We start from the raw sequence: 23,384 nt of genomic DNA, 5'->3' as shown, positions 1-23,384 counted from the left end.
CGTTGACAAAAGTTCATTAATTTCAGTAAAATAAACTGGGATTATAAGGCGGGTTATGCTATGGATCAACCTTCAAAAAGTCCAAAGAAATCAACTGATTCAGACTCTGACAAACCGGCTAATACCGGTACCGTCCTCAAAGCTGCAGGTCTCGTGTCCGCGATTGGAATTGACATTGCTGTGTGCACAGTTGCCGGCTATTATCTGGGCAGCTGGTGGGATAGTTTTGGTAGCGGTTCCTCGACAGGTATCCGCACTGGAATTGGCGTGCTTATCGGCGTCGTGATCGGCATGGTTAGTGTCATTTATCTTATCAAGAAGGTCATGGAGGACAGCGATGGATGAACTGCGGGTATACCGTAGAGTACTGAAGGTGGCGACATACTCCGCTCTTGCTCTATGTTTCATTGCGGCAGCGTTGTTTCAGGAGTATAAGTCCATTCCGATTGGAATAGCTCTCGGCATTGTCGTCAGTTATGTGAACGCCAATTACTTGGCACTTAAAGTCAGACGTTTTATGGATGGAATTACAAGCCAGGATCAACGACGACGGGGTCTAGGATTCTTCACCCGTGCCGCCTTTGCTTTGGCAGCTGCCATGATAGCCATTAAGAAGCCCGAGATGTTCAACATCTACGCGGTTGTCGGCGGATTGGTCTTCTCCCAGTTCCTTCTACTATTCGCAGGTATTATCCAGTCTAGAAAGGAAGAAGATGACGCGTCTGAGAAAGGGGTGAAAAAACATGCATGAATCACCAATTATTGAGTTGGGCGGACTGCGCATTGACCTTTCTGTCGTGCTAATGCTAATTGTTACCAGCGTGATTGTATTTATCATTGCCAAGCTTGCCACAAGGAATTTATCTGTTGAGAACCCCAGCAAGATGCAGAACTTCATGGAGTGGGCGATCGAGTTTGTACAAGCCCAGATCTCCAGCGCCATGGATTTCAAGAAAGGCAAGCCCTTCCTTGCACTTGGCGTAACTATGATTATGTTCATTTTTGTAGGGAATATGCTGGGTTTGATCTTTGGGGTGGTGACAGAGTACGACAATAAGGATGCAGCTCATGTCTTTGGTCAGGAGCTCGTTCAAGTCACTCATACGCTGGACGAACAGCACGCGAAGGGTGAAGAACATCCCCATGCCGAGGTTGCCTGGTGGAAATCTCCAACAGCTGACATTGGCGTAACCATGGGTCTTGCTCTTCTAGTATTTGTAATCGTTCACTATTTGGGAGCTGTGAAGAATACAAAGCCTTACTTCAAACACTACTTCCAGCCATATCCAATCTTCTTCCCAATTAACTTGATTGAGCAATTCTCCAAGCTGCTTACACACGGTATTCGTTTGTACGCGAACATTTTTGCCGGAGAGGTGCTGATCGGAGTTATCATGGGTCTAGCTACATCCAACGTAATCGGCGCAGTGCTATCTGTACCGCTCTTGATGGCTTGGCAGGGTTTCAGTATATTTATCGGCGCGATTCAAGCCTTCATCTTCGTTGTACTGATGATGGTGTACATCTCCCAAACCGTAGATATGCATGAAGATCATTAACACACAAGTTGAATTTTCATTTCAGCTTGATCGATATTACAAAAATTAATCACAAATTTGAGGAGGATTTACAAATGGTAGAAGGATACGCATTGTTAGCAGCAGGTATTGTAGCAGGTCTGGGCGCACTTGGCGCAGGTATTGGTAACGGTCTTTTGATCAGTAAAACAGTTGAAGGTGTTGCTCGTCAGCCAGAAGCTAAGTCAACTCTACAAACTTTGATGTTCCTTGGAGTAGGTCTGATCGAGGTTATGCCTATCATCGGCGTGGTACTCGCGTTCATGTTCTACGGTAAAGCCTAATAATTATTGTACGACCCAAAGCTTGGCGGGGAAGGCGAAGTCCATCTGCCGCCTTCTTTATTCTTAAATAGTCCCTTAACCGGGCGATCTGAGATGAATGATGCTTTTGGAAAGGAGTGACGAGGTTGAATTACGTATGGGAAAATACAGCAATTACGCTTATCGCTTTTCTAATCCTGTACTTGCTGCTTAAGAAATATGCATTTGGTCCCTTGTTCTCCATTATGGAGCAGCGCCGTGAGCTGGTTCGTCAGCAGCTTGATGAAGCCAAAGCTACGCGCGAACAGGCAACTGCATATGTAGAGGAGCAGAAGCAAGCTCTGCAACAGGCGCGTCAGGATGCTTATGATATTATCGAACAATCCAAACAAACCAGCAGCAAGCAAGCAGCTCAAATCGTAGAGCTTGCCAAGAACGAAGCTGTCCGTCTGAAGGATGATGCTGTTCGTGAGATTCAGAACGAGAAGGAAAATGCGGTGCAGCAGCTTCGCAGCGAAGTTGGAGTTGCATCCGTCAAGATTGCTTCCAAGCTGATCGGCAAAGAAGTGAAAGAAGACAGCGTGCAGGGAGAACTGGTTGATCAGTACCTCAAAGAAGTCGGTGGCCGATCATGAGCCGCGAGACAGTTGTAGCCAAACGCTATGCCAAAGCGCTTTATGAGGCCGCGGCGCAGGATGGCCGCACGCTTGAAGTTGAACAGGAATTGACAGCAGCGGTAAAGGCACTTACTTCCGACAAGGATATCGTGAATTTTATTACCTCGCCTAATATTTCTGAAGAAGCCAAATGGAGCATCATCAACAGCAGCCTTGAAGGCAAGCTGTCCCAACCGGTAATCGCTGTAATCAAGCTGCTCATCGAGCGTGGAAGATCGGACGTATTGTCCGACTTGCTTGACAGTTATGTCAAAATCGCGAGTGAAGCTCTAGGCGTTGCTAACGCCGTGGTATACACAACTTACCCGTTAAATGACCAGGAGCAACAGAAGGTTGCCGCGGAATTTGGTGAGTTGATTCATAAGAAAATCCGTGTTAATAACGTAGTCGATAAAGATTTGCTCGGCGGTATGAAGGTAGTCATCGGCGACAAGCTGTATGACGGAAGCCTTGCCGGCAAATTGGAACGCCTTGAAAAGTCTTTTCGAAGATAAGCACTGAAGATAGGGGTGAAATTCTTGAGTATCAGACCTGAAGAGATCAGTACACTGATCAAAAGTCAAATCGAACAATATAAAACGGAAATCGAAGTAGCTGAAGTCGGAACCGTTATTCAAGTTGGTGACGGGATCGCCCGTGTTCACGGACTCGAGAATGCGATGGCTAACGAGCTGCTCGAATTTGAGAACGGCATCTTCGGCCTTGCCCTGAACCTTGAGGAGAGCAATGTGGGTGTCGTTATTTTGGGACCATACAGCGAGATTCGCGAAGGTAACCAAGTGAAACGTACTGGACAAATCATGCAGGTTCCTGCAGGCGAAGCTTTGCTTGGCCGTGTAGTGAATCCGCTTGGACAACCGGTTGACGGCAGAGGTCCTATTGCGACTACTGAATTCCGTCCGGTTGAGAACAACGCTCCAGGCGTTATCGACCGTAAATCGGTACATGAACCAATGCAAACAGGAATTAAAGCGATTGACGCGATGGTTCCAATTGGCCGCGGCCAACGGGAATTGATCATTGGTGACCGTCAAACTGGTAAAACCGCAATCGCGATTGATACCATCATCAACCAAAAGGGTAACGGCGTGAAATGTATCTACGTCGCTATTGGACAAAAGCAATCCACTGTAGTTAACGTGGTTGAGACTCTCCGTAAGCATGGTGCCCTTGATTATACAATCGTTGTGACTGCTGCTGCTTCGGATCCGTCACCGCTTCTGTATATTGCACCTTATGCCGGTGTAGCTATGGCCGAGTACTTCATGTACAAAGGCGAGCATGTCCTCATCATCTATGATGACTTGTCCAAGCAAGCTGCGGCATACCGCGAATTGTCCTTGCTGCTCCGTCGTCCACCGGGCCGGGAAGCCTTCCCTGGTGACGTCTTCTACCTGCACTCCCGTCTTCTGGAGCGTGCGGCGAAGCTTAGCGATGAGCTTGGCGGCGGTTCAATTACGGCGCTGCCTTTCATCGAGACTCAGGCTTCTGACGTATCCGCCTACATTCCTACCAACGTAATCTCCATCACGGATGGACAGATCTTCCTGGAGTCTGACTTGTTCTATGCAGGTCAACGTCCGGCGATCAACGTAGGTATCTCTGTATCCCGTGTCGGTGGTTCCGCACAGATCAAAGCGATGAAGAAGGTTGCAGGATCACTCCGTCTGGACCTGGCTCAATATCGTGAGCTTCAGGCGTTCTCCCAGTTCGGATCTGACCTCGACAAATCCACGCAAGCTCGTCTGAACCGTGGTGCGCGTCTGATGGAAATCCTCAAGCAGGGTGTTAACCAGCCGCTTCCGGTTGAGAAGCAGGTAATCAGCTTGTACACGGCAGTTCGCGGGTACCTGGATGAAATCCCTGTTCTTGACGTTCGCCGCTTTGAAGGTGAATTCCACAACTTCGTGGACAGCCATCATCCGGAGATTCTGCAATCAATCCGTGATACCAAGGATCTGACTGCAGATAACGAGTCCGCTTTGAAGGATGCTATCGAGAAGTTCAAGAAGAGCTTTGCAGTATCTGCTTAAACAACACAGTCAGCCTAAGCTTTGAACCTACGTGTCAAGGCTTAGGCTCCCATATAGGTATGGCATAAACATATGCTTCTGATGTCAGTTTTGGCTTGTCCGAAACTTTAAGGTGGTGAAATCATGGCAAAAGGGATTCGCGAAATAAAACGTCAGATCAAGAGTATTCAAAGTACTCGTCAGATCACGAAAGCGATGGAGATGGTAGCTGCTTCTAAGCTTCGTAAAGCACAGGAGAAAGCCCAGGCTTCACGTCCTTACGCGGAAAAGCTGAAGGAAGTAGTGAACGGGATCGCTGCGGCTACCAAAGGAATATCTCATCCGATGCTGGTTACCCGTCCAGTCAAGAAAACGGCGTACATCGTCATCACTTCCGATGCCGGACTTGCGGGCGGTTACAATGCCAACATGCTTCGTGCTGTTATGGATAAGATCAAGGCTAGTCACTCCTCCAAAGAGGAGTACGGTATATTCGTAGTCGGACGCAAAGGCCGCGACTATTTCAGACGGCGTGAGCTTCCTGTTGTGGGCGAGGTGACTGAGCTCTCAGACTCTCCTTCGTTCGCCGATATCAAGTCCTTGGCTTACTCGGCGGTTAGCAGCTTTGAGAATGAGCAGTATGACGAGGTCTACATCTGCTACAACAAATTCATTAACGCACTTACCCAAGTGCCAACCATTAACCTCCTTCTTCCATTTGCTGGACCGGAGGCCGCGGCATCCACTGAAGTGAAGGCAAGCTATGAGTATGAGCCTTCACCTGAGGACGTTCTTAAAGTGCTTCTACCTAAGTATGCGGAGACCATCATTTATGGTGCTTTGCTCGAGGGTAAAGCAAGTGAACTTGGTGCCAAGATGACGGCGATGGGCAATGCAACGAAGAATGCCAGCAAGATGATCGGTGAATTGACACTGACTTATAACCGTGCTCGCCAAGCGGCAATCACTCAAGAAATTACGGAGATTGTGGCCGGAGCGAATGCTCAATCCTAATTATCAAGGTTACAATGACAGTTTGCGGTTAGATTTGCAGCTATAAGTATTTGGAGCCATCACCGCAAACACCTAGGAGGGAAACGAGAAAGATGAGTAAAGGACGCGTTGTCAGCATTATGGGTCCGGTTGTCGACGTTGAATTTGAACGTGGTCAACTTCCCGAGATTTTCAATGCTATTAGAATTGAGAAGAAGGATCAACAAGGGAACGTAAGTAACCTGATCCTTGAAGTTTCCAATCACTTGGGTGACAATCTGGTTCGTTGTATCGCGATGTCCTCTACGGACGGTCTTGTTCGCGGTACAGAAGTTGTAGATTCAGGCGCGCCTATCTCTGTACCTGTTGGTGAAGCTACTCTGGGCCGTGTATTCAACGTGCTGGGTGAGACTATCGACAACAGAGGCGAAACTGCGGCTACTGTAAAGAATCCGATTCACCGTCAGCCTCCTTCATTTGAAGAGCTGTCCACACAAGCTGAGATTCTCGAAACAGGAATCAAAGTTATCGACTTGCTTGCCCCTTATGCCAAAGGTGGTAAGATCGGTCTGTTCGGTGGTGCCGGTGTAGGTAAGACGGTAACCATCCAGGAGCTTATCAACAACATCGCTCAAGAGCATGGCGGTATCTCCGTATTCGCCGGCGTAGGCGAACGTACACGTGAAGGTAATGACTTGTACCATGAGATGACCGATTCCGGCGTTATCGGCAAGACGGCCATGGTATTCGGACAAATGAATGAACCACCAGGTGCGCGTCTTCGTGTTGCTCTGACAGGTCTTACAATGGCCGAGTACTTCCGTGATCAAGAAGGCCGTGACGTGCTTCTGTTCATCGATAACATCTTCCGCTTCACACAAGCAGGTTCTGAAGTATCCGCCCTTCTTGGACGTATGCCTTCAGCGGTTGGTTATCAGCCGACACTTGCTACGGAGATGGGTCAATTGCAAGAGCGGATTACTTCAACCAAGAAGGGTTCCGTTACTTCCATTCAGGCCATCTACGTTCCAGCGGATGACTATACTGACCCGGCTCCGGCAACTACATTTGCCCACTTGGATGCAACGACGAACCTGGAGCGTAAAATCTCTGAAATGGGTATCTACCCAGCGGTAGATCCACTCGCATCCAGCTCCCGGATTCTGACTCCGGAAGTCGTTGGTGAAGAGCATTATAACGTAGCTCAAGGTGTCAAGCAAATCTTGGCCCGTTACAAAGAGCTTCAAGATATCATCGCGATCCTCGGTATGGATGAGCTTAGTGAAGAAGATAAGCTGATCGTTGGACGTGCCCGCAGAATTCAACGCTTCTTGTCCCAGCCGTTCCACGTAGCTGAGGCATTTAACGGATTCCCAGGTAAATACGTTCCAATTGCTGAGACTGTACGCAGCTTCAGAGAAATTCTGGATGGTAAGCATGATGATCTTCCGGAAGCAGCCTTCTTGTACGTAGGAACTATCGAAGAAGCTGTTGAGAAAGCGAAGTCTCTGTAATTCACCGGAGAACTTAGCAATGCTACGAAGATAGCTATCCTTTGGATAGCTTGGCTTAATGCTTACGAAGTGAGTTTTCCTCTCGAGGAAAACTTAGTAGTGCTTACGAAGATAGCTATCCTTTGGATAGCTTGGCTTATGCTTACGAAGTGAGTTTTCCTCTCGAGGAAAACTTTGAGGAGGGTTGCAAGTGAGCACCTTTTTATTAGAAATTGTTACTCCTGAGCGCATTGTATTCTCGGAACAGGTTGAGAGCCTGTCAGTACGTGGGGAAGAAGGGGAACTGGGGATTCTCCCCGGACACATTCCTTTTGTCACACCACTGAAAGTAGCTCCGATCACCATTAAGTCCGCGAAGCAATCAACAACGCTTGCCGTACACGGCGGTTTTGTTGAAGTTCAGAAGGATAAAGTGATTCTATTGGCCGAAAGCGCAGAGAAGTCTACGGACATTGATGTAGAACGTGCCATAGCGGCGAGAGAACGCGCTGAACGGCGTCTAAGCTCGAGTGGTAAGCAGGATCTAATCGATCACCGTCGTGCGGAGCTGGCATTACAAAGAGCGATTACCCGTATCAACGTCTCTACCCGAAGCAAGGAATAGATAAGAAGAAGAGGCATTTCCGTGGTCCGGGTGACCAGAGGAAATGCCTCTTTTACTTATGCAGCATATACAGGTTATTCCCCTCAATCCTACATATAATAGAACCAAATTTGGAACATGATTGCAGGGAGGAAGTCAGCGGGATCGATGTACCCAACCTCTCGCTTCCGAGATTGAACTGGCATCCAGCGGCTGAAGGATATGATTGTTCACCCGGACGCCGGAACCCATATGGACTTCAGATACACCAGATCTCTGAATAAAGTCAGCAAGTATATCTACAGTTAAGCCTGCACCAGCAATGATCCGAAGGTGACCCGCATGAGTCGCCAGATGCTGAAGCTGACGCAGCGTATCTACAGCTTCAGCAGCAGAAGGTTTAGCCCCTGAGGTTAGAACATGGGTAACCTGTGGGAAACGGCTTAAAGTCATGAGTGCCTCTTCCTGGTCAAGAACTTCGTCAAATGCCCGGTGGAAGGTGATCGGAAGCCCGCCAGCCGCCTCAATGAATCTGTTCAGAAGCTCTTCATCGACCCTCCGTTCAGGAGTAAGCGCGCCAAATACAAATCCGTCAATACCTAGACCATTGAACAATTTGGCATCTCTGACTATAGTCTGAACGTCATCTGCGTCATAGCAGAAATGGCGGCTGTGCGGCCGCACCATAATACGCATATCAATACTGCTGTGTTCCCGGATCTCTTCAACAAGACCGCGGCTCGGTGTTAACCCGCCTTCTGCGGGTGCGGTAATGATCTCAATCCTGTCGGCTCCGGCTGCATGAGCAACTTTTGCATCGCCGAGGGTGTAGGCAATGACTTCAAGTATCATAGAATTTCCCCCGTAAATTACTGTGTAAGAGTGTACATATCCAGATTATCTCCACTCTTAATTATATTAAAAAAGCAGGCGAAGTTATACTTTGTACAATTAACCGCTTTCATGTGACAAAATTTGAAAAAGCATGAAAAAAGCTGGATTATTACAAGCTTGGCAAGTATGATATAGAAGGTCTTTGTTTTGTAAAATACAAATTAAAAAATTGCGCCAATCCCGTGAATAAGGTGGAGGAAATACATCCTTCAGTTTCTTTCATAAATAACCGATATAATCTATGGTGTGTGTGATTAACCGATTTTAGGTTGCCCGCATAGATTATAAGCGTGCCCGAGGAGGAATCCAAGTGGATTCAAACACGGTGAGCCAATTGCCGTCAAGTATAGCTGTGGGTGGTCTGACAGCTATCATCGTATCGCTGGTTAGCATTGCGGCCGCCTTCTGGGCGCTGCAGAATTTGAAGCTGGATTTGGTTGTACGCAACCCAAAAGGACCACAGGGCAAGCTGCTGCATCTTCTGCTAGCCGTTGTTTTGGGACATTTTGTTGCTTCTTTTGTGCTGGATTACTGGGGTTATACGCGAATGCTTCGATACATGTTTTAATATTCAGACGTTTGGTTATATCTCTCATAGGAATTATTTAGCGAGTATGAAATGTCGAATAACATCGAAACAATGTGTTAACAATGGGAATATGGATCTTATGCTCCCGCAACTTTATCCCCAGTATGGTAAGAGAACATTGTGATTAAAGTCGGCTCGGCTTAACGTGCTGGGCAATGTTCTTATGTTAACAAACTCTTGAGTCATGTAAATAAACCATGGTATTATGAAACTTAGTGAATTAGCGGGATACTCTTTTCAAAAGTTAAAAAGAGAAAATGAACGCGCGGAGGGAACCAAGATGAGCAAATTTATCGTCCGCGGTGGCAATGTGTTGACCGGGAACGTCAAAGTCAGCGGAGCTAAGAACTCAGTGCTGCCCATTATCGCAGCCTCTTTGTTGGGTGAAGAAGGGGTCAGCATCATAAGAGATGCACCACCACTTGATGATGTGATGACGATTAATAAGGTATTGGAGTATCTAGGAGCTGCTGTTACATACGAGCAGGAAGTGATCACGGTGGATGCGCAGAGACTGGTATCCTGTGAAGCTCCCTATGAGTGGGTACGCAAAATGCGGGCATCTTTCCTGGTCATGGGACCCCTGCTTACACGCATGGGACATACAAGAATTTCACTCCCTGGCGGATGCGCTATAGGGACCAGACCGATCGATCAGCATCTTAAGGGCTTCGAGGCTATGGGTGCTGAGATTAACATTGGTCAAGGTTATATTGAAGCTAAGTCCGAAGGCAGGCTCCGCGGTGCGAAGATCTACCTGGACGTGGCGAGTGTGGGAGCTACCGAGAACATTATGATGGCAGCTACACTTGCAGAAGGCACCACGGTTATCGAAAATGCGGCGAAAGAGCCGGAAATTGTCGATCTTGCGAATTATCTAACCAGCATGGGGGCAATCATTCGCGGTGCGGGAACCGGTGTGATCCGCATTGAGGGCGTTGAGAAGCTGCATGGTGTGGATCATACTGTTATCCCTGACCGTGTTGAGGCAGGAACTTATATGATCGCGGCAGCCATTACGGGCGGAGACGTGTTCGTAGAGGGTGCGATTGCGGATCACCTCGGACCTGTAATCTCCAAGCTTGAAGAAATGGGCGTTGCTGTGGATGTGCAGGAGAACGGAATTCGTGTAACAGCGAACAAGCCGCTGCGCTCCGTTGATGTGAAGACATTGCCTTATCCGGGATTCCCGACTGATATGCAGTCGCAGATGATGGCCCTGCTGCTTAAATCTGAAGGCACCAGTGTGGTGGCCGAGACTGTATTCGAGAATCGCTTTATGCATGTAGAGCAGTTCAGCTTGATGAATGCGGAGATCAAGGTAGAAGGCCGCAGCGCAATTGTTACAGGCGGTTCGAACCTTAAGGGCGCGAAAGTCTGCGCCACAGATCTTCGGGCCGGTGCGGCGCTTATCATTGCCGGACTCGTAGCTGAAGGCACAACCGAAGTGAGTGGAACACACCACATCGATCGGGGTTACGTGAACCTGGCTGAGAAGCTGCAAGGACTTGGAGCTAACATCTGGCGTGTATCCATGGACGAAGAGACGGAAGCATCCGGCAGCGAGGCTTCGGCGGTTCAAGAAGAACTGGGTATTTTCAAGATCCAGCCTACTTTGGCGTAAATATCATAATATTTAGAAGGACCTCTGCTTTAGGGCAGGGGTCTTTTTTTGTCGTGTGGATAAGCGTAGTGTGGAGCTAAATGCTATGCGTGCGGGTTCTACCTCCTGACCAAAACTCATATCTATAAGTATATTGGCGAAAAGATATAACGAGTAAAAGCTAGAGTGAACTGACCGGACAATCTTGACCAGGTCAGCTAAATTACTAGTAGGTGATGGAGGTAGCAAGAAGCATGAGGGAGAAGAGAGCATCTATAAAAGTAACATTAACGCCTGGTTATCAATCAAGATTAGGGGAGCCTGGCTTAAATGATATAAAAACCAATCCAGCGGCGGCTGCGGCCCCTTCGCGGGCCCCGCTAAGCGCGGGCCCGCAGCAGCTGCCGCCGCCGGGCGCGCATACGCCGCCGCCCGGCGCGGGCGAGCCGCCCCGCACCCGCATTCGCGTGCGAGGGGGCCGCGGTCCTTTCTTCCGGGGGAGATTCGGAAGAAAGGACCGCCAGATCCTGGCCGCCGCGGCTGTGCTGACGGCGGCGGCCCTGGTGCTGCCCGCGCTGCTTACGCTCCATCGCGGGCAGCATGCGCCCGGCGCGGCGGTGCAGCCCGCGCAGGTGCAGGTTCCGGCGAAGCCGCCGGTGCCCGCGCTGGCCGCCCAGCCGCAGGCGGTCAAGACGCCGGTCCGGGTCTATCTCACGAAGACCGGCGTCACCGAGACCCTCCCGCTCGAAGAGTATGTGGCTGGCGTGCTAGCCGCAGAGATGCCGGCCACCTTCGAGCTGGAGGCACTGAAGGCCCAGGCTGTCGCCGCCCGGACCTTCATCGTGCGCCGGCTGGTGGATGGGCATGTCAGCGGCGTGCCGCGCGGGTCGGCCAATGTGACAGATACCGTCACTCACCAGGCCTATCTCTCACGTGCTGAGCTTGCCCGGTGGAAGACGAACGGCGAGGCCGACAAGCTGGCCAAGATCAAGAAGGCCGTACAAGAGACAACCGGTACGATTATGACCTATCAAGGCAAGCCGATCACGGCCTCCTTTTTCTCGGCGAGCAGCGGGTATACCGAGAATTCGGAAGAGTACTGGAGTCAGAAGATTCCCTATCTCCGCAGTGTGGCCAGCCCCTGGGATGCGAAGCTGAATCCGGCCTATAAGGAGACGGTTACCTTGAAGCTGAGCCGTGTATTGCACAAGCTCGGGCTTGACCAGGCAAGCGTGCCTGCCAGTGCGCAGAAGGGCAATGCGGGAAGTCTTTTCAAGATCCTATCAAGCACCACAGGACATAGAGTCAAGGAAGCAGAGATAGGCGGGAGCAAGTTCAGCGGGAGAGAGATTCGGGAGAAGCTGGGCCTGCGGTCTAGCCAGTTCCGTTTTGATATAGAAGGAGATGAGGTCAGGATTACAACCTACGGATATGGCCACGGCGTAGGAATGAGTCAATGGGGAGCTAACGGAATGGCCCGGGAAGGCCGCACGGTGACTGAGATCCTGAAGCACTATTACACGGGAATCTCTTTGGAACAAGCCTCCAGGCTGCTGTCCAAGAGTTAAGGCGGGCTTTACAATCGTGATGGTGGTATAAAGGTTCACAATATGATTTACCATTAGGAAAGAGCGTGAAATGGGTGGCTGGGTTATTTTACAAATAAATAGGATTGCCGAAGTATAAAAGAGTTGTCCCCGGTAACACTGGTTACTGAGGTGATAAACTATGAATGATCAAAATCAGAAGAATCAAAAGAATGAGGAATCTCCTAAAATTGGATTGGGAGAGCCGGTAGTCCAGGCATCCTCATGGAAAAGGCTGTTGTCAAGAAAGTGGGTATACCCGGCAGCATACATGGCCACCGCGGCAATCATACTAACCTTAGTGTGGGTCTACCAGGATGCCAGCCGTCCTAAGCCGCAGGTCAAAGAAACAGCGGGAATGACCACAACGGTGGACAATACTCCGCTGGTGGATTCCAGCAAGACCGAAGAAGGTGCGTCCGTCTCTACTGCTGCTACGCCGGAAGATTTCGTATGGCCGGTGGCTAACGCCGCCGAGGTTACTGTCGTTAAGCCGTTCTATGACAAGGATGGCACAGCCGAGGATCATGTTGCCGCAATGGTGAAGTACAACGATACGTTCTTCCCGAACACAGGTATTGACCTGGCGCGCGGGGATAACAAGACTTTTGAAGTCAAGGCTGCCTTGAGTGGTAAAGTTACCCGAGTGGAGCAGACTCCGCTTACGGGGTATGTGGTGGAGATCACGAATGCCAACAATCTCAAGACGGTGTACGAAAGCTTGACGGATGTGAAAGTGAAGAAGGATGCCGAAGTGAAGCAAGGCGACACGCTGGCTAGCGCTGGAAGCAGCGAGCTGGAGAAGGATCTTGGCAATCATGTTCACTTTGCTGTATATGAGGACGGCGCACCGGTGAACCCGGCAACCCTTCTTCCGCAAAAATAATGGCTGTACCCGGGCGGGGAATCGTGAGATTCCTCGTCTTTTTCCTGTCCCCATTCAAAAAATAGGTCTTAGTAAGGCTTGTCACGCTTGGAAACAAAGAATATATAGGCACGCCCCTCATATACTGTACCAAACTATCTCGAGTTGGGAGGCGGGAGCGTGCATGATTACATCAAGGAACGTACCATTAAGATAGGCCGCTGCATCGTGGAGACGAGGCATACAGTGAGAACTATCGCCAAGGAATTTGGCGTGTCCAAGAGCACGGTGCATAAGGACCTGACCGAACGGCTTCCGGAGATCAACCCGGATCTGGCTGACCAGGTGAAGCATATTTTGGAGTACCACAAGTCTATTCGGCATCTGCGCGGAGGAGAGGCGACCAAAATTAAATATAAAAAAACAACACCCTCCAAACGTGAGGTGATCTCGGCAGTCAATTAAGCCTAATTTTGTATGCCAAATGTCTCAGATTGCAGCAGTCATGGATGTCATGGAATCGACAAGATCAAGGCTGTGATCCTGCTAAAAAAGACAGTATTGTGATTGAATACGTCCCCCAAAGTATGATATTTTTAAATATGGTATGAGAATGCGGGTAATTTATCCATTCATCCCGGAATTTAGGTTTACAGAACGGACTTAAGATGTGTTTTTCAGGTCTTTCTATGTAAAACTAACGGATTTTCTGTCGACTACGGGTTACCATAGATGAGAATTTCTTTTACCATTTAAAATACGCTTTGGGGGAGCTTTGTAATGATGAGTAAGGATATCGGAATTGACTTGGGCACGGCGAATGTGCTTATCCATGTAAAAGGGAAAGGTGTAGTGCTCGACGAGCCTTCGGTAGTTACCATTGAGAGCGATACCAAGCGTGTGCTTGCTGTCGGCGAGGATGCTAGGCGGATGGTCGGCAGAACACCAGGGAATATTGTGGCAATCCGTCCGCTTAAGGATGGAGTCATTGCGGATTTCGAAATTACGGAGACGATGCTGAAGTATTTCATTAACCGTGTTGGCGGCAAGAGCTGGTATAGTCACCCCCGAATTCTCATCTGTGCCCCAACGAACATTACCTCCGTTGAGCAGAAGGCGATTCGTGAGGCCGCTGAGCGCAGCGGGGCCAAGGAAGTCTACTTGGAAGAAGAACCGAAGGCAGCTGCTATTGGAGCAGGAATGGATATATATGAACCGAGCGGAAATATGGTTGTGGATATTGGAGGCGGCACGACAGACGTAGCCGTACTCTCTATGGGAGACATTGTTACCGCGTCTTCCATCAAGATGGCAGGCGACAAGTTCGATTCCGCCATCATTCGTTATATCAAAACAAAGTACAAGCTGTTAATTGGCGAGCGTACAGCCGAGGATATCAAGATCAGAATCGGAACCGTTCGTCCCGGCGGCCGTCAGGCTGAACTCGACATCCGGGGAAGAGATATGGTATCGGGACTTCCGCTTACCATTACAATTTCTTCTGCGGAAGTACAGGAAGCTTTATGGGAGCCTGTATCTTCCATTGTAGCAGCAGCAAAATCAGTCCTGGAGCGCACTCCGCCAGAATTGTCAGCGGACATTATCGACCGCGGGGTCATTCTGACTGGCGGAGGCGCTCTGCTGAACGGATTGGACGAGCTTTTGGCTGAAGAACTCCGTGTGCCTGTTCTCGTTGCTGAAGATCCGATGCACTGCGTCGTGAAGGGTACGGGACTTATGCTGGATAATTTGGACAAAGTCATTAAGAAAAAGTTCTGACCAGCCGATATAAACTTAAGAACCTTCTTGCCCCAAGGGCAATTGTAATATAAATCATATACATCATGGTCTGTCTTATGTACAACTAACCATGACTAGTTCGATAGAAACAGGTAATTTATTACAGTAGTGCTGATAAGGTATGTCTCAAGTAATAGCTCATAACAAAGTCAGCCTGCAAGTGAATTTCCGCCTAGTTATCAGCCTTAGCAATTAGACAAGGAAGTACACCGAGTAAGAACACCGAGAAAGTACAACAAGTAAGTAAACCGAGTAAGTAACTAAGTAAGTAAGTAAGTAAGTAAGTAAGTAAGTAAGTAAGTAAGCAGACAAGCTAGTAACCAAGCCAGTAGACAAGTAACTAATTCTAGCAACTAACACAACAAGTAACTAAGCAATTGACAGTAAGAACAGGGCTTTGCAGCCAACTAACCACCACAAGCAGGAATGGCAACGAATCAATCAGCATGTCCTAGCCAGTAACCAGCCACAATATGTTCATTCAAGTCAGTCAACTCGCTAAATTTAGTTAGTTAAGGTTGTAGAAAACGAAGGAGGTTTCCCACTTGCTAAGAGGACTCTATACGGCTGCCGCGGGTATGATGACCCAGCAGCGGATGCACGATACGGTGACCCAGAATATAGCCAACATCAATACACCAGGATACAAGTCGGTGAACGAAGCAGCCCGCTCCTTTCCAGAGGTGCTTATTTCTCTGACTGGCGGGAACGGACCCGGCACAGCACAAATTGGCAAGCTGAATACCGGCGTGTTCGCCGAAGAGACACAACCTACTTATACGCAGGGAGACCTCAGAGAGACCGGCAAAAGCTCGGACTTTGGACTGGAGTCCAGCCTGGAGCTGGTTGACCCAGCGACAAATCAGCCGTATGCTTTTGACCAGTCAGGTAAGTTCGTGAAGGAAGATGGCAGCGTGGTGTACCGCCCTCAAGCCTTCTTCACAGTCCAGGACAATAACGGGAATATCCGTTATACAAGGGATGGCAGCTTCCATGTCAATGGAGCGGGAGAGCTTCTGAGTTCCACGGGCTTTAAGGTTCTCGGCAGCAACGGTCAGCCGCTGGTTCTTGATCGTCCTATTCATGATCTGCAGACAGATAACAAGGGGAACTTCCTGTATAATGGAATCCCTACCAATCAGCAGCTGCAAATTACGGTAGCCACGTCTCCTTATGAGCTTGTTCGTAACGGAAATGGTGTCTATGAAGCGGCTGATCCGCAGAGGGCAGGGCTTCGTAATATGGAAGCCGCCGATGCGGTAACCGTACGTCAGGGTTCTCTTGAAGGCTCGAATGTGAATACAGCCCAATCGATGGTCGACCTAATGACGGCTCAGCGTGCATATGAAGCGAATCAGAAGGTCATTCAGTTTTACGATAAAAGTATGGACAAAGCCGTCAATGACGTCGGCCGCGTGTAGGAGGTACTAAATGAACAACTCCATGATTAGTTCCGCGGTCTCCATGGCTGGAATTCAGCAGCGTCTGGATCTGCTTGCGGATAATATTGCGAATGTTAACACAGTCGGATATAAGAGCAAGGGAGCTACCTTTGAGGACACCCTAACCAGTATTGTGAAGCAGGAACCAGGGATGGGCCGGACAAGCAGAGCCACTCCACTTGGAATTCAGGTGGGATATGGTTCCCGTATGACTAGTATTACCCGGGACTACTCCCAGGGGGCCATCAAGGATACAGGGAAGGACACTGACCTAGCGATCCAGGGCAACGGCTTATTCGCGGTACAAGCGAATGGTCAGAAGGCCTGGACAAGAGAAGGCGACTTCCATATCCAGCCGGACCCGATGGACAACCGATTGGCCTATCTGGTTACCAGCCAGGGCCACTATGTACTGGATAAGAATAATGCGCCGATTACCGTTCCTGCGGGCTCGAAGCTCCAGATCGATGCCAATGGCAATATCAAAGCCACTCTCGGTCAGACTACGTCTAATCTGGGACAGGCCATTCAGCTGGTATCTCCACAGCGGCCAGAGGCGCTTGAACAACGGGCGGACAATCTGTTTGTGCTTACAGCAGGCGCTAATGAGGCTGATGTCCTTGCAAGCAACGATACGCTCCCACAGAATAAGCAGGCATCTCTGCGTCAAGGCGCGCTTGAGGAGTCTAACGTGGATTTGACCACAGAAATGTCGGAGATGCTGCAGGTTCAGCGGGCGTATCAGCTTTCGGCACGTGCCTTGACATCGAGTGATACGATGACGAATCTGGCGAACAATTTGCGTGGATAGGTGGATGAATCGATGAGTCAAGAGAGTAAACCGGCAGCCAAGCGCCCTGCTCTGCGTAGAAGCCTGTTCATTCTGCTGCTCCTTTTTATCCTCTTCCTGGCGTTATTTGCGGGTATGGTTGTAGGATATGTTGTACTCGGGAAGCAGAGTCTCGGCGGTGTCTTCCAGTGGAGTACCTGGCGTCATGTGTATGATTTGATTTTTGCACCTTAAGGAATGCGGCATCCCGGTAAGAGCGAGGCGATTTGCTCCGCCGGCCGTAACAACTCCCGCTCATTGCGGGGGCTGCTTACATAGAAGTCCTGTAATAACTCCGGCTTATGCGGGAGCTTCTTACACAAAGACTCTGTAATAACTCCCGCTCATGCGGGAGCTTCTTTCACAAGAACTCTGTATTAACTCCCGCTAAGCGGATTACCACATTGAAACACAGTGGAAATTCCGGCGTAAGCGGGAGTTTTATTTTTGAACAGGGAGAAGGTATAATTGGGGGAGGAATGTCCGCATTAGGCAGCCCATATCTTTTTCAGCAATAGCAAAAGGGTTCTATCCGCAGGACGGCTCAAGAGCAGCCCTGCGAATAAACCCCTTATCTGAACCTTCGTATCTGCAGAGACGAAGGATAATTACAGTGTGGCCGTGGACACTTGTTTTTATACGGGAATTCCCGTTTAAATACAATTACCCGGAGAGTGGGCAAATCAGAAAGGGGCAGTACATAATCATGTTAGACAATCGGCAGGTTCAAGACATTATCCCTCACCGTTACCCGTTCCTATTGGTGGACCGGATTATCGAGATGGAAGAGGGGAAGCGTGCAGTAGGCATTAAGAATGTAACTATTAATGAACCATTTTTCCAAGGGCACTTCCCAGGGTACCCGGTAATGCCGGGTGTGCTTATTACAGAGGCTTTGGCGCAAGTGGGAGCCGCCGCTATGCTAAGTGTGGAGAGCAACAAGGGGAAGATTGGATTCCTTGCGGGACTGGATGGATTCCGCTTCCGTGATATGGTGTTCCCGGGAGATACTCTTCGCCTTGAAGTGGAGATTATCCGTCTGAAGGGTTCTATCGGCAAAGGCCGCGCTACCGCCAAGGTTGGAGATAAAGTGGTGGCTGAAGGTGAGATTATGTTTGCACTCTCGGATGGAGAATTGAAATAGTCCAACAATAGAAGGGGAGCAGAGACACATGAGCGAGATCAATCAGTCAATTCAGGAGAAGGTTCAGGCATGGCTGCAGGATGCAAGCATTGATGAGGAGACCAAGCAGGAGCTGCGCTCGCTTGAGAGCAGTCCGGCTGAGCTCGAAGATCGATTTTATAGAGAGCTTGAATTTGGTACAGGCGGACTTCGTGGATTAATTGGCGCAGGAAGCAACCGGATCAACCGGTATACCGTGGGCAAGGCTACTCAAGGCTTTGCACAGTATATTCTGGATGCGCACAGCAAATCGCAAGCAGAAGGCCAACCTTCTGTTGTGATTGCTCATGACTCCCGGCATTTCTCGCCGGAATTCGCCTTGGAGGCCGCTCTGGTGCTGGCGGGCAACGGGATTACCGCGAAGCTGTTCCCTTCCCTTCGTCCAACTCCGCAGTTGTCCTTCTCTGTGCGTTCCCTTCAAGCAACGGGAGGCATCGTCATTACCGCGAGTCATAATCCGCCTGAATATAACGGATACAAAGTCTATAATGCCTCGGGCGGGCAGCTTGTTCCCCAGGAAGCTGAGGAAGTCATTGCTTTGATCAAGGAAGTGTCTTCTTTTGCCCAGGTCAAGCGTCTGACCCAGGAAGAAGCGGAATCCCAAGGCCTGTTAGTCTGGCTGGGTGAGGCGGAAGATGAAGATTTCGCGAACACCGTAGCAGCTGCGAGTGTGAACCCTGAGATGCTGGCTTCAGGTGCTGCCAAAGATGTGGTAATCGTCTTCACTCCACTCCATGGAACCGGTAACGTTCCTGTTCGGCGCGTGCTGGATAAGCTTGGATTCACACAGGTCCATATTGTAGCCGAGCAAGAGCAGCCGGATGCGGAATTCTCCACAGTGAAATCCCCGAATCCGGAGGAACGTGAAGCTTTTGCCCTGGCCATTGAGCTTGGGAAGAAAGTAGGCGCTGATCTGCTCATGGGAACAGATCCGGACGCGGACCGTATGGGTGCCGTGGTTAAGGATGCGAACGGGGAGTATCAGATCCTGACGGGGAATCAGTCGGGTTCCATTCTGGTGCATTATCTGCTCAGCCAGCTGAAGTCTGCAGGCAAGCTCCCGGAGAACGGGGCTGTAGTCAAGACGATTGTAACCAGCGAGCTTGGTGCAGTAATTGCACGCCACTATGGGGTGTCGGTATTTAACACGCTGACAGGCTTTAAATACATCGGTGAAATGATGAATCGATTCGAGCAGTCCGGTGAGCATACCTACCTCTTCGGATACGAAGAGAGCTATGGCTATCTGGCTGGCAACTATGCCCGCGACAAAGATGCGGTTGTGGCATCGACTCTAATTGCTGAAGCTGCGGCATACTACAAGACACAAGGTAAGACGCTGTTCGATGTTCTTGAAGAGCTGTATCAGCAGTTCGGTTACTACCGTGAGTCTCTTATCTCCCGTACGCTCAAGGGTAAGGACGGCGTTGCCAAGATCCAGTCTCTTATGACGGACTGGCGTGATCACAGTCCGCAGGAAGTTGCGGGCATTAAGGTGAAGGAAGTTGAGGACTTTTCCAAGGGGCTCTATGGATTCCCTAGAGAGAATGTGCTTAAGTTCATACTGGAAGACGGATCCTGGTTCTGCTTGCGGCCATCCGGCACAGAGCCTAAGATTAAAGTGTATTTCGCCGTACGGGGAGACTCCAACGAGGAGTCACTCAGCACGCTTGGCAAATTGCAGGATGAGGTTATGGCTAGAGTTGACGCTTAGTTCGCATTGGAATGCAACAAAGAAATAGCGTGTTTACTTAATATTCCGAAGTCTCGGGATGCTCCGGCTTATGGGCTGGGCTATGAGACTTCGGAGTTTATTCATGAGGAGGTACCTTCGTGTATCAAAGATGGCAGAAGTGGAACAAAGCGTCCCGCAAGTGGCTTTGGATTCTGGTCGTAGTAGGCATGGTAGCTTCATTGCCGCTGATCTACGGACGTATTCAGACCGAGCAGACAGCCAAGAACGTGGAGCTTATTTTCAATTATCGCAGCTTGCTGGAGAGCTCTTATTATCAACCCAACCCTGAAGCCTATATGAATGAGCAGCTTGATAAGCTGCAAGGAGCCGGTGTCGGCACGATTGCGATGTTTGAAAGCAATCTCGACGAGTTGTCCAGATCCCGCCGTGTGTTGGTGTACAGTACACAGGATCTGATCAACATGAACAAGCTGCCTGTATCCAGTGCGGCAGCCGGGAATCAGACTTATGTCGTATTCACGAATGAGGAGAACGCACGCGCTTTCCAGCCTCTGATTGAAGAAACTTTCCAAATGTTCGATATCGCTGTGGCTCCATGGAGCTGGGAACCGGGCGTAACGGCTGTGCGCATTAATACATCACCAGCCAATGCTCTAATTAAATCCTTCGCTCCTGATCCGGTTGCCATGAAGATGCTGCGGGATAAAGGCTTTAACATCCTTCCGCGTATGAGCGATAATATGCCTTACGATCAGGCAGCGGTAGACAAGCTGCTTACGATGTTCCAGGAGAACAATGTGAAGCACATTCTCTTTGAAGGAGACGCGGTCAAAGGATTCACCGATGATCCGGAGAAGAAGAGCCTGAAGGCTTTTGCCGACTCGCTCAAGGCTCATGGAATGGGTATTGTGACCATTGAAGGTCTTAAGAAGCCACAGGCTGGATTTAACAAGCTGGCTTATGACCTGGATTACAATGTGGTACGTCTATATTCCTTAAGCGATAAGGATGCGAAGCTGGACACCGACGTTCTTGCCGACCGCTTCGCTCTGGCTGTTAAGGACCGGAAGATCCGCATGATCTACATCAACAGTATGCCAAGCAAGGATACGTCGAAGTCCACAATCACGGATTCAGTGGACAACATCGTAGAGACCTTGGGTGAACCGGGGAATGCGGTCAAGCGGATGGAGAAGGACGGTTACCAGCTTGGACAAGCAGAGCCTTTCACAGTCAATTCCCACTCTTGGGATAAGATTCTCAAAGCCTTGGTTGTACTGGGCGGAGTCGCCTTCGTCTCCATCCTTGTATCCTACTTCCTGCCATCATTAACGCTGGCAGCTCTGATCATAGGTCTGCTTGGCTGTGCCGGGTTGTTCGTCATTCACAAACAGCAGTTGCTTGAACAAATGCTGTCCCTGCTTGTGGCGATTAGCGCCCCAACGATCGCTATGCTGCTTGCAATCAGGAAAGTACAGGAGATTCAAGGCGCGAACCGTTCAATGTCAGCCGGCCGCAGGTTGACACACAGCCTTGTGCTGTTCATTAAGACTTCGTTATTGTCACTTTGCGCCGTGCCTTTCGTGATCGCGCTGCTGAATAATATCACTTATGCTCTGGTCTTGAATCAGTTCCGCGGGGTAAGCCTGCTGCACTTGCTTCCGGTCTTCCTGGTAGCTCTGTATGTCTTCCTGTATCAAGGGAACACCGTATACAGCGAGCTCCGCAGATGGCTTCGGATGCCAATCACTGTCCTATGGGTAGTCTGTGCGGCGATTCTCGCGGCAGCTGGGCTCTACTACCTGTCCCGGACAGGGAACTCGGGCAGTCTTCTGCCGGGTGAGGCGGCGTTCCGTTCATTCCTGGAGAATACGATCGGTGTACGTCCAAGGAACAAGGAGTTCCTGGCCTTCCATCCGCTGTTCATTATGGGCGTATTCGCGGCCCTGCGTTTCCCTAAGCTGATCTATGTGCTGATTATCGCTTCTATTGGCCAGTTATCTATGGTGGATACCTTCGCTCATATTCATACCCCAGTCTTGATCTCCTTGATCCGCGGGCTGCTGGGCATGGGCTTTGGCATCATCATCGGACTTATTGCAGTTGGAATATGGATTATTATTGAAAGGTGCTGGACAAAATGGTCACCCCGTCTGTTACAAGACTAGTCATCTCCGGTTACTACGGCTTCCGCAACAGCGGGGACGAGGCGGTGCTCAAGTCGATTCTGACCGCGCTGGAAGAGGAAAGCGCCCGGGCAGGAATTAGAATAGAACCGGTTGTTCTGTCTATTGACCCGGAATGGACCACCTCCATGTACGGTGTGCAGGCTGTGCACCGTATGAAGCTTGGAGAGGTCCGGCGGGCCTTGAAGGATAGCGATGGTCTGATTAGCGGCGGCGGAAGCCTGCTTCAAGATGCTACAGGAATGACCACAATTCCCTATTATTTGGGCATCATTAAGATAGCGCAGTGGCTCGGTAAGCCAACTTTCATCTACGCTCAAGGTATTGGACCCGTGAACAAGGGATTCTTTCATCCGTTGATTAGAGGAGTATTCCGCAAATGCAGCTACATCTCTGTTCGAGACAATGAGTCTGCGGGGCTGCTGGGTACGATGGGGCTAAGCCGTGACAAGATCGAGGTTGTGCCGGATCCGGTTATGGGACTTCCGCTGCCTGAGGGTATGGAGATGACAGGTGCCTCTGGGCAGAACGGGCAGGACCTGCCTGTAGTCGGCATCTCGGTTCGCTATTGGAACACAGAGCGCAAGGAGCTAACTCAGCTTGCAGCCGGTCTTACAGCGCTTGCTTCGTTCATGCCGGTTCATTTCCGCTTTCTGCCCTTTCACATACCGGGGGATGATGAAGCGTCACGCTATGTTATCGAACGGATGGAGGGCGTGACCGCACCGGGGAGCATCATTAGTGTAGCGCCAGAGACAGTAGATCCGCAGGAAATGCTTGCCGAGGTGAGCCGCTGCCAAGCGCTTATTGGCATGAGGCTGCACAGTCTGATCTATGCGGCTTCGCAGCGTGTTCCTCTGATTGGTATTTCCTATGATCCGAAGATTGATCACTTCCTGGCGCGCCTGGGCTCCGTTCCTGTAGGAACAAGTGATCAGCTTGATCCCCAGATCGTGGCATCCGAGCTTCGAGGCCTGCTCCTGGATGGAGAGTCCTGGCGCAGCCGGAATGCATCCAGAATCGATACACTGAAGCAGGAGGCCCGCCAGCCGGCGGAGCGGATTGCTGAATTTTTCAAGAACAGAGGGTGAA

The 23,384-nt window shown here is 50.0% G+C and carries 24 protein-coding genes; 23 read left to right on the top strand and 1 reads right to left on the bottom strand.

Annotation, left to right across the window (positions count from 1 at the left end):
* Positions 1-60: 60 nt before the first annotated feature.
* The 10 genes from LDO05_RS16760 to LDO05_RS16715 all read left to right on the top strand — a co-directional run bounded on the left by LDO05_RS16760 (position 61) and on the right by LDO05_RS16715 (position 7,640).
* A complete protein-coding gene (locus LDO05_RS16760) occupies positions 61-345 on the top strand; it encodes an AtpZ/AtpI family protein (RefSeq protein WP_251376446.1) in 285 nt (94 codons plus the stop codon).
* On the top strand, positions 338-751 hold the full coding sequence (locus LDO05_RS16755) for an ATP synthase subunit I (RefSeq protein WP_251376445.1): 414 nt from the start codon (positions 338-340) through the stop codon (positions 749-751). Before LDO05_RS16760 ends, LDO05_RS16755 begins: the two co-directional genes overlap by 8 nt.
* The gene (gene atpB, locus LDO05_RS16750; RefSeq protein ID WP_251376444.1) at positions 744-1,559 is read left to right on the top strand and encodes a F0F1 ATP synthase subunit A; all 816 of its coding nucleotides are present in this window, start codon (positions 744-746) and stop codon (positions 1,557-1,559) included. The genes LDO05_RS16755 and atpB overlap by 8 nt, the downstream gene beginning before the upstream one ends.
* A gap of 74 nt (positions 1,560-1,633) precedes the next feature.
* On the top strand, positions 1,634-1,861 hold the full coding sequence (atpE, locus tag LDO05_RS16745) for a F0F1 ATP synthase subunit C (RefSeq protein WP_251376443.1): 228 nt from the start codon (positions 1,634-1,636) through the stop codon (positions 1,859-1,861).
* Positions 1,862-1,986: 125 nt separating this feature from the next.
* A complete protein-coding gene (gene atpF, locus LDO05_RS16740) occupies positions 1,987-2,475 on the top strand; it encodes a F0F1 ATP synthase subunit B (protein ID WP_251376442.1) in 489 nt (162 codons plus the stop codon).
* Positions 2,472-3,011, top strand: coding sequence for a F0F1 ATP synthase subunit delta (locus LDO05_RS16735; RefSeq protein WP_251376441.1), 540 nt, complete (start codon positions 2,472-2,474; stop codon positions 3,009-3,011). The genes atpF and LDO05_RS16735 overlap by 4 nt, the downstream gene beginning before the upstream one ends.
* 24 nt (positions 3,012-3,035) lie before the next feature.
* Entirely contained in the window at positions 3,036-4,550 is a 1,515-nt protein-coding gene (atpA, locus tag LDO05_RS16730; protein WP_251376440.1) for a F0F1 ATP synthase subunit alpha, read from the top strand.
* 123 nt (positions 4,551-4,673) lie between these two features.
* Positions 4,674-5,543, top strand: coding sequence for an ATP synthase F1 subunit gamma (gene atpG / locus LDO05_RS16725; RefSeq protein ID WP_251376439.1), 870 nt, complete (start codon positions 4,674-4,676; stop codon positions 5,541-5,543).
* Positions 5,544-5,635: 92 nt separating this feature from the next.
* A complete protein-coding gene (gene atpD / locus LDO05_RS16720; protein WP_251376438.1) occupies positions 5,636-7,036 on the top strand; it encodes a F0F1 ATP synthase subunit beta in 1,401 nt (466 codons plus the stop codon).
* Between the two features lie 190 nt (positions 7,037-7,226).
* A complete protein-coding gene (locus LDO05_RS16715) occupies positions 7,227-7,640 on the top strand; it encodes a F0F1 ATP synthase subunit epsilon (RefSeq protein ID WP_251376437.1) in 414 nt (137 codons plus the stop codon).
* 135 nt (positions 7,641-7,775) lie between these two features.
* On the opposite strand, the gene LDO05_RS16710 is transcribed toward LDO05_RS16715, so the two are convergent.
* The gene (locus LDO05_RS16710; protein ID WP_251376436.1) at positions 7,776-8,471 is read right to left on the bottom strand and encodes a copper homeostasis protein CutC; all 696 of its coding nucleotides are present in this window, start codon (positions 8,469-8,471) and stop codon (positions 7,776-7,778) included.
* Positions 8,472-8,823: 352 nt separating this feature from the next.
* Here LDO05_RS16710 and LDO05_RS16705 point away from each other — a divergent pair, with 352 nt between their 5' ends.
* The 13 genes from LDO05_RS16705 (at position 8,824) to csaB (ending at position 23,383) form a co-directional block, all read left to right on the top strand.
* Positions 8,824-9,081, top strand: coding sequence for a DUF1146 family protein (locus LDO05_RS16705; protein ID WP_251376435.1), 258 nt, complete (start codon positions 8,824-8,826; stop codon positions 9,079-9,081).
* A 301-nt stretch (positions 9,082-9,382) separates the two neighbouring features.
* Complete coding sequence (gene murA, locus LDO05_RS16700) at positions 9,383-10,726, top strand: UDP-N-acetylglucosamine 1-carboxyvinyltransferase (RefSeq protein ID WP_251376434.1); 1,344 nt, start codon at positions 9,383-9,385, stop codon at positions 10,724-10,726.
* A gap of 233 nt (positions 10,727-10,959) precedes the next feature.
* Entirely contained in the window at positions 10,960-12,273 is a 1,314-nt protein-coding gene (gene spoIID / locus LDO05_RS16695; RefSeq protein WP_251376433.1) for a stage II sporulation protein D, read from the top strand.
* Positions 12,274-12,433: 160 nt separating this feature from the next.
* Positions 12,434-13,177, top strand: coding sequence for a M23 family metallopeptidase (locus LDO05_RS16690; RefSeq protein WP_251376432.1), 744 nt, complete (start codon positions 12,434-12,436; stop codon positions 13,175-13,177).
* Between the two features lie 159 nt (positions 13,178-13,336).
* Positions 13,337-13,621, top strand: a complete 285-nt coding sequence (gene spoIIID, locus LDO05_RS16685) for a sporulation transcriptional regulator SpoIIID (RefSeq protein ID WP_127198417.1) — start codon at positions 13,337-13,339, stop codon at positions 13,619-13,621.
* Between the two features lie 315 nt (positions 13,622-13,936).
* The gene (gene mreB / locus LDO05_RS16680) at positions 13,937-14,935 is read left to right on the top strand and encodes a rod shape-determining protein (RefSeq protein WP_251376431.1); all 999 of its coding nucleotides are present in this window, start codon (positions 13,937-13,939) and stop codon (positions 14,933-14,935) included.
* A gap of 566 nt (positions 14,936-15,501) precedes the next feature.
* A complete protein-coding gene (locus LDO05_RS16675; RefSeq protein ID WP_251376430.1) occupies positions 15,502-16,377 on the top strand; it encodes a flagellar hook-basal body protein in 876 nt (291 codons plus the stop codon).
* Positions 16,378-16,387: 10 nt separating this feature from the next.
* The gene (locus LDO05_RS16670) at positions 16,388-17,209 is read left to right on the top strand and encodes a flagellar hook-basal body protein (protein WP_251376429.1); all 822 of its coding nucleotides are present in this window, start codon (positions 16,388-16,390) and stop codon (positions 17,207-17,209) included.
* Positions 17,210-17,221: 12 nt separating this feature from the next.
* Positions 17,222-17,422, top strand: coding sequence for a DNA-directed RNA polymerase subunit beta (locus LDO05_RS16665; RefSeq protein ID WP_251376428.1), 201 nt, complete (start codon positions 17,222-17,224; stop codon positions 17,420-17,422).
* Positions 17,423-17,933: 511 nt separating this feature from the next.
* A complete protein-coding gene (gene fabZ / locus LDO05_RS16660) occupies positions 17,934-18,371 on the top strand; it encodes a 3-hydroxyacyl-ACP dehydratase FabZ (RefSeq protein WP_251376427.1) in 438 nt (145 codons plus the stop codon).
* Positions 18,372-18,399: 28 nt separating this feature from the next.
* A complete protein-coding gene (locus LDO05_RS16655; protein WP_251376426.1) occupies positions 18,400-20,124 on the top strand; it encodes a phospho-sugar mutase in 1,725 nt (574 codons plus the stop codon).
* 119 nt (positions 20,125-20,243) lie between these two features.
* Positions 20,244-22,274, top strand: coding sequence for a DUF5693 family protein (locus tag LDO05_RS16650; protein ID WP_251376425.1), 2,031 nt, complete (start codon positions 20,244-20,246; stop codon positions 22,272-22,274).
* Complete coding sequence (csaB, locus tag LDO05_RS16645) at positions 22,247-23,383, top strand: polysaccharide pyruvyl transferase CsaB (protein WP_251376424.1); 1,137 nt, start codon at positions 22,247-22,249, stop codon at positions 23,381-23,383. Before LDO05_RS16650 ends, csaB begins: the two co-directional genes overlap by 28 nt.
* Position 23,384 lies beyond the last annotated feature (1 nt).

The organism is Paenibacillus sp. YPG26 (assembly GCF_023704175.1).
Taxonomy (GTDB): domain Bacteria; phylum Bacillota; class Bacilli; order Paenibacillales; family Paenibacillaceae; genus Fontibacillus.
This window is presented reverse-complemented; position numbering and strand designations above follow the sequence as displayed.

Coding starts and splice junctions, on each gene's coding strand:
- LDO05_RS16760 (WP_251376446.1), top strand. CDS start 61: ATGGATCAACCTTCAAAAAGTCCAAAGAAATCAACTGATTCAGACTCT.
- LDO05_RS16755 (WP_251376445.1), top strand. CDS start 338: ATGGATGAACTGCGGGTATACCGTAGAGTACTGAAGGTGGCGACATAC.
- atpB (WP_251376444.1), top strand. CDS start 744: ATGCATGAATCACCAATTATTGAGTTGGGCGGACTGCGCATTGACCTT.
- atpE (WP_251376443.1), top strand. CDS start 1,634: ATGGTAGAAGGATACGCATTGTTAGCAGCAGGTATTGTAGCAGGTCTG.
- LDO05_RS16735 (WP_251376441.1), top strand. CDS start 2,472: ATGAGCCGCGAGACAGTTGTAGCCAAACGCTATGCCAAAGCGCTTTAT.
- atpG (WP_251376439.1), top strand. CDS start 4,674: ATGGCAAAAGGGATTCGCGAAATAAAACGTCAGATCAAGAGTATTCAA.
- atpD (WP_251376438.1), top strand. CDS start 5,636: ATGAGTAAAGGACGCGTTGTCAGCATTATGGGTCCGGTTGTCGACGTT.
- LDO05_RS16710 (WP_251376436.1), bottom strand. CDS start 8,471: ATGATACTTGAAGTCATTGCCTACACCCTCGGCGATGCAAAAGTTGCT.
- murA (WP_251376434.1), top strand. CDS start 9,383: ATGAGCAAATTTATCGTCCGCGGTGGCAATGTGTTGACCGGGAACGTC.
- spoIID (WP_251376433.1), top strand. CDS start 10,960: ATGAGGGAGAAGAGAGCATCTATAAAAGTAACATTAACGCCTGGTTAT.
- LDO05_RS16690 (WP_251376432.1), top strand. CDS start 12,434: ATGAATGATCAAAATCAGAAGAATCAAAAGAATGAGGAATCTCCTAAA.
- mreB (WP_251376431.1), top strand. CDS start 13,937: ATGATGAGTAAGGATATCGGAATTGACTTGGGCACGGCGAATGTGCTT.
- LDO05_RS16670 (WP_251376429.1), top strand. CDS start 16,388: ATGAACAACTCCATGATTAGTTCCGCGGTCTCCATGGCTGGAATTCAG.
- LDO05_RS16665 (WP_251376428.1), top strand. CDS start 17,222: ATGAGTCAAGAGAGTAAACCGGCAGCCAAGCGCCCTGCTCTGCGTAGA.
- fabZ (WP_251376427.1), top strand. CDS start 17,934: ATGTTAGACAATCGGCAGGTTCAAGACATTATCCCTCACCGTTACCCG.
- LDO05_RS16655 (WP_251376426.1), top strand. CDS start 18,400: ATGAGCGAGATCAATCAGTCAATTCAGGAGAAGGTTCAGGCATGGCTG.
- csaB (WP_251376424.1), top strand. CDS start 22,247: ATGGTCACCCCGTCTGTTACAAGACTAGTCATCTCCGGTTACTACGGC.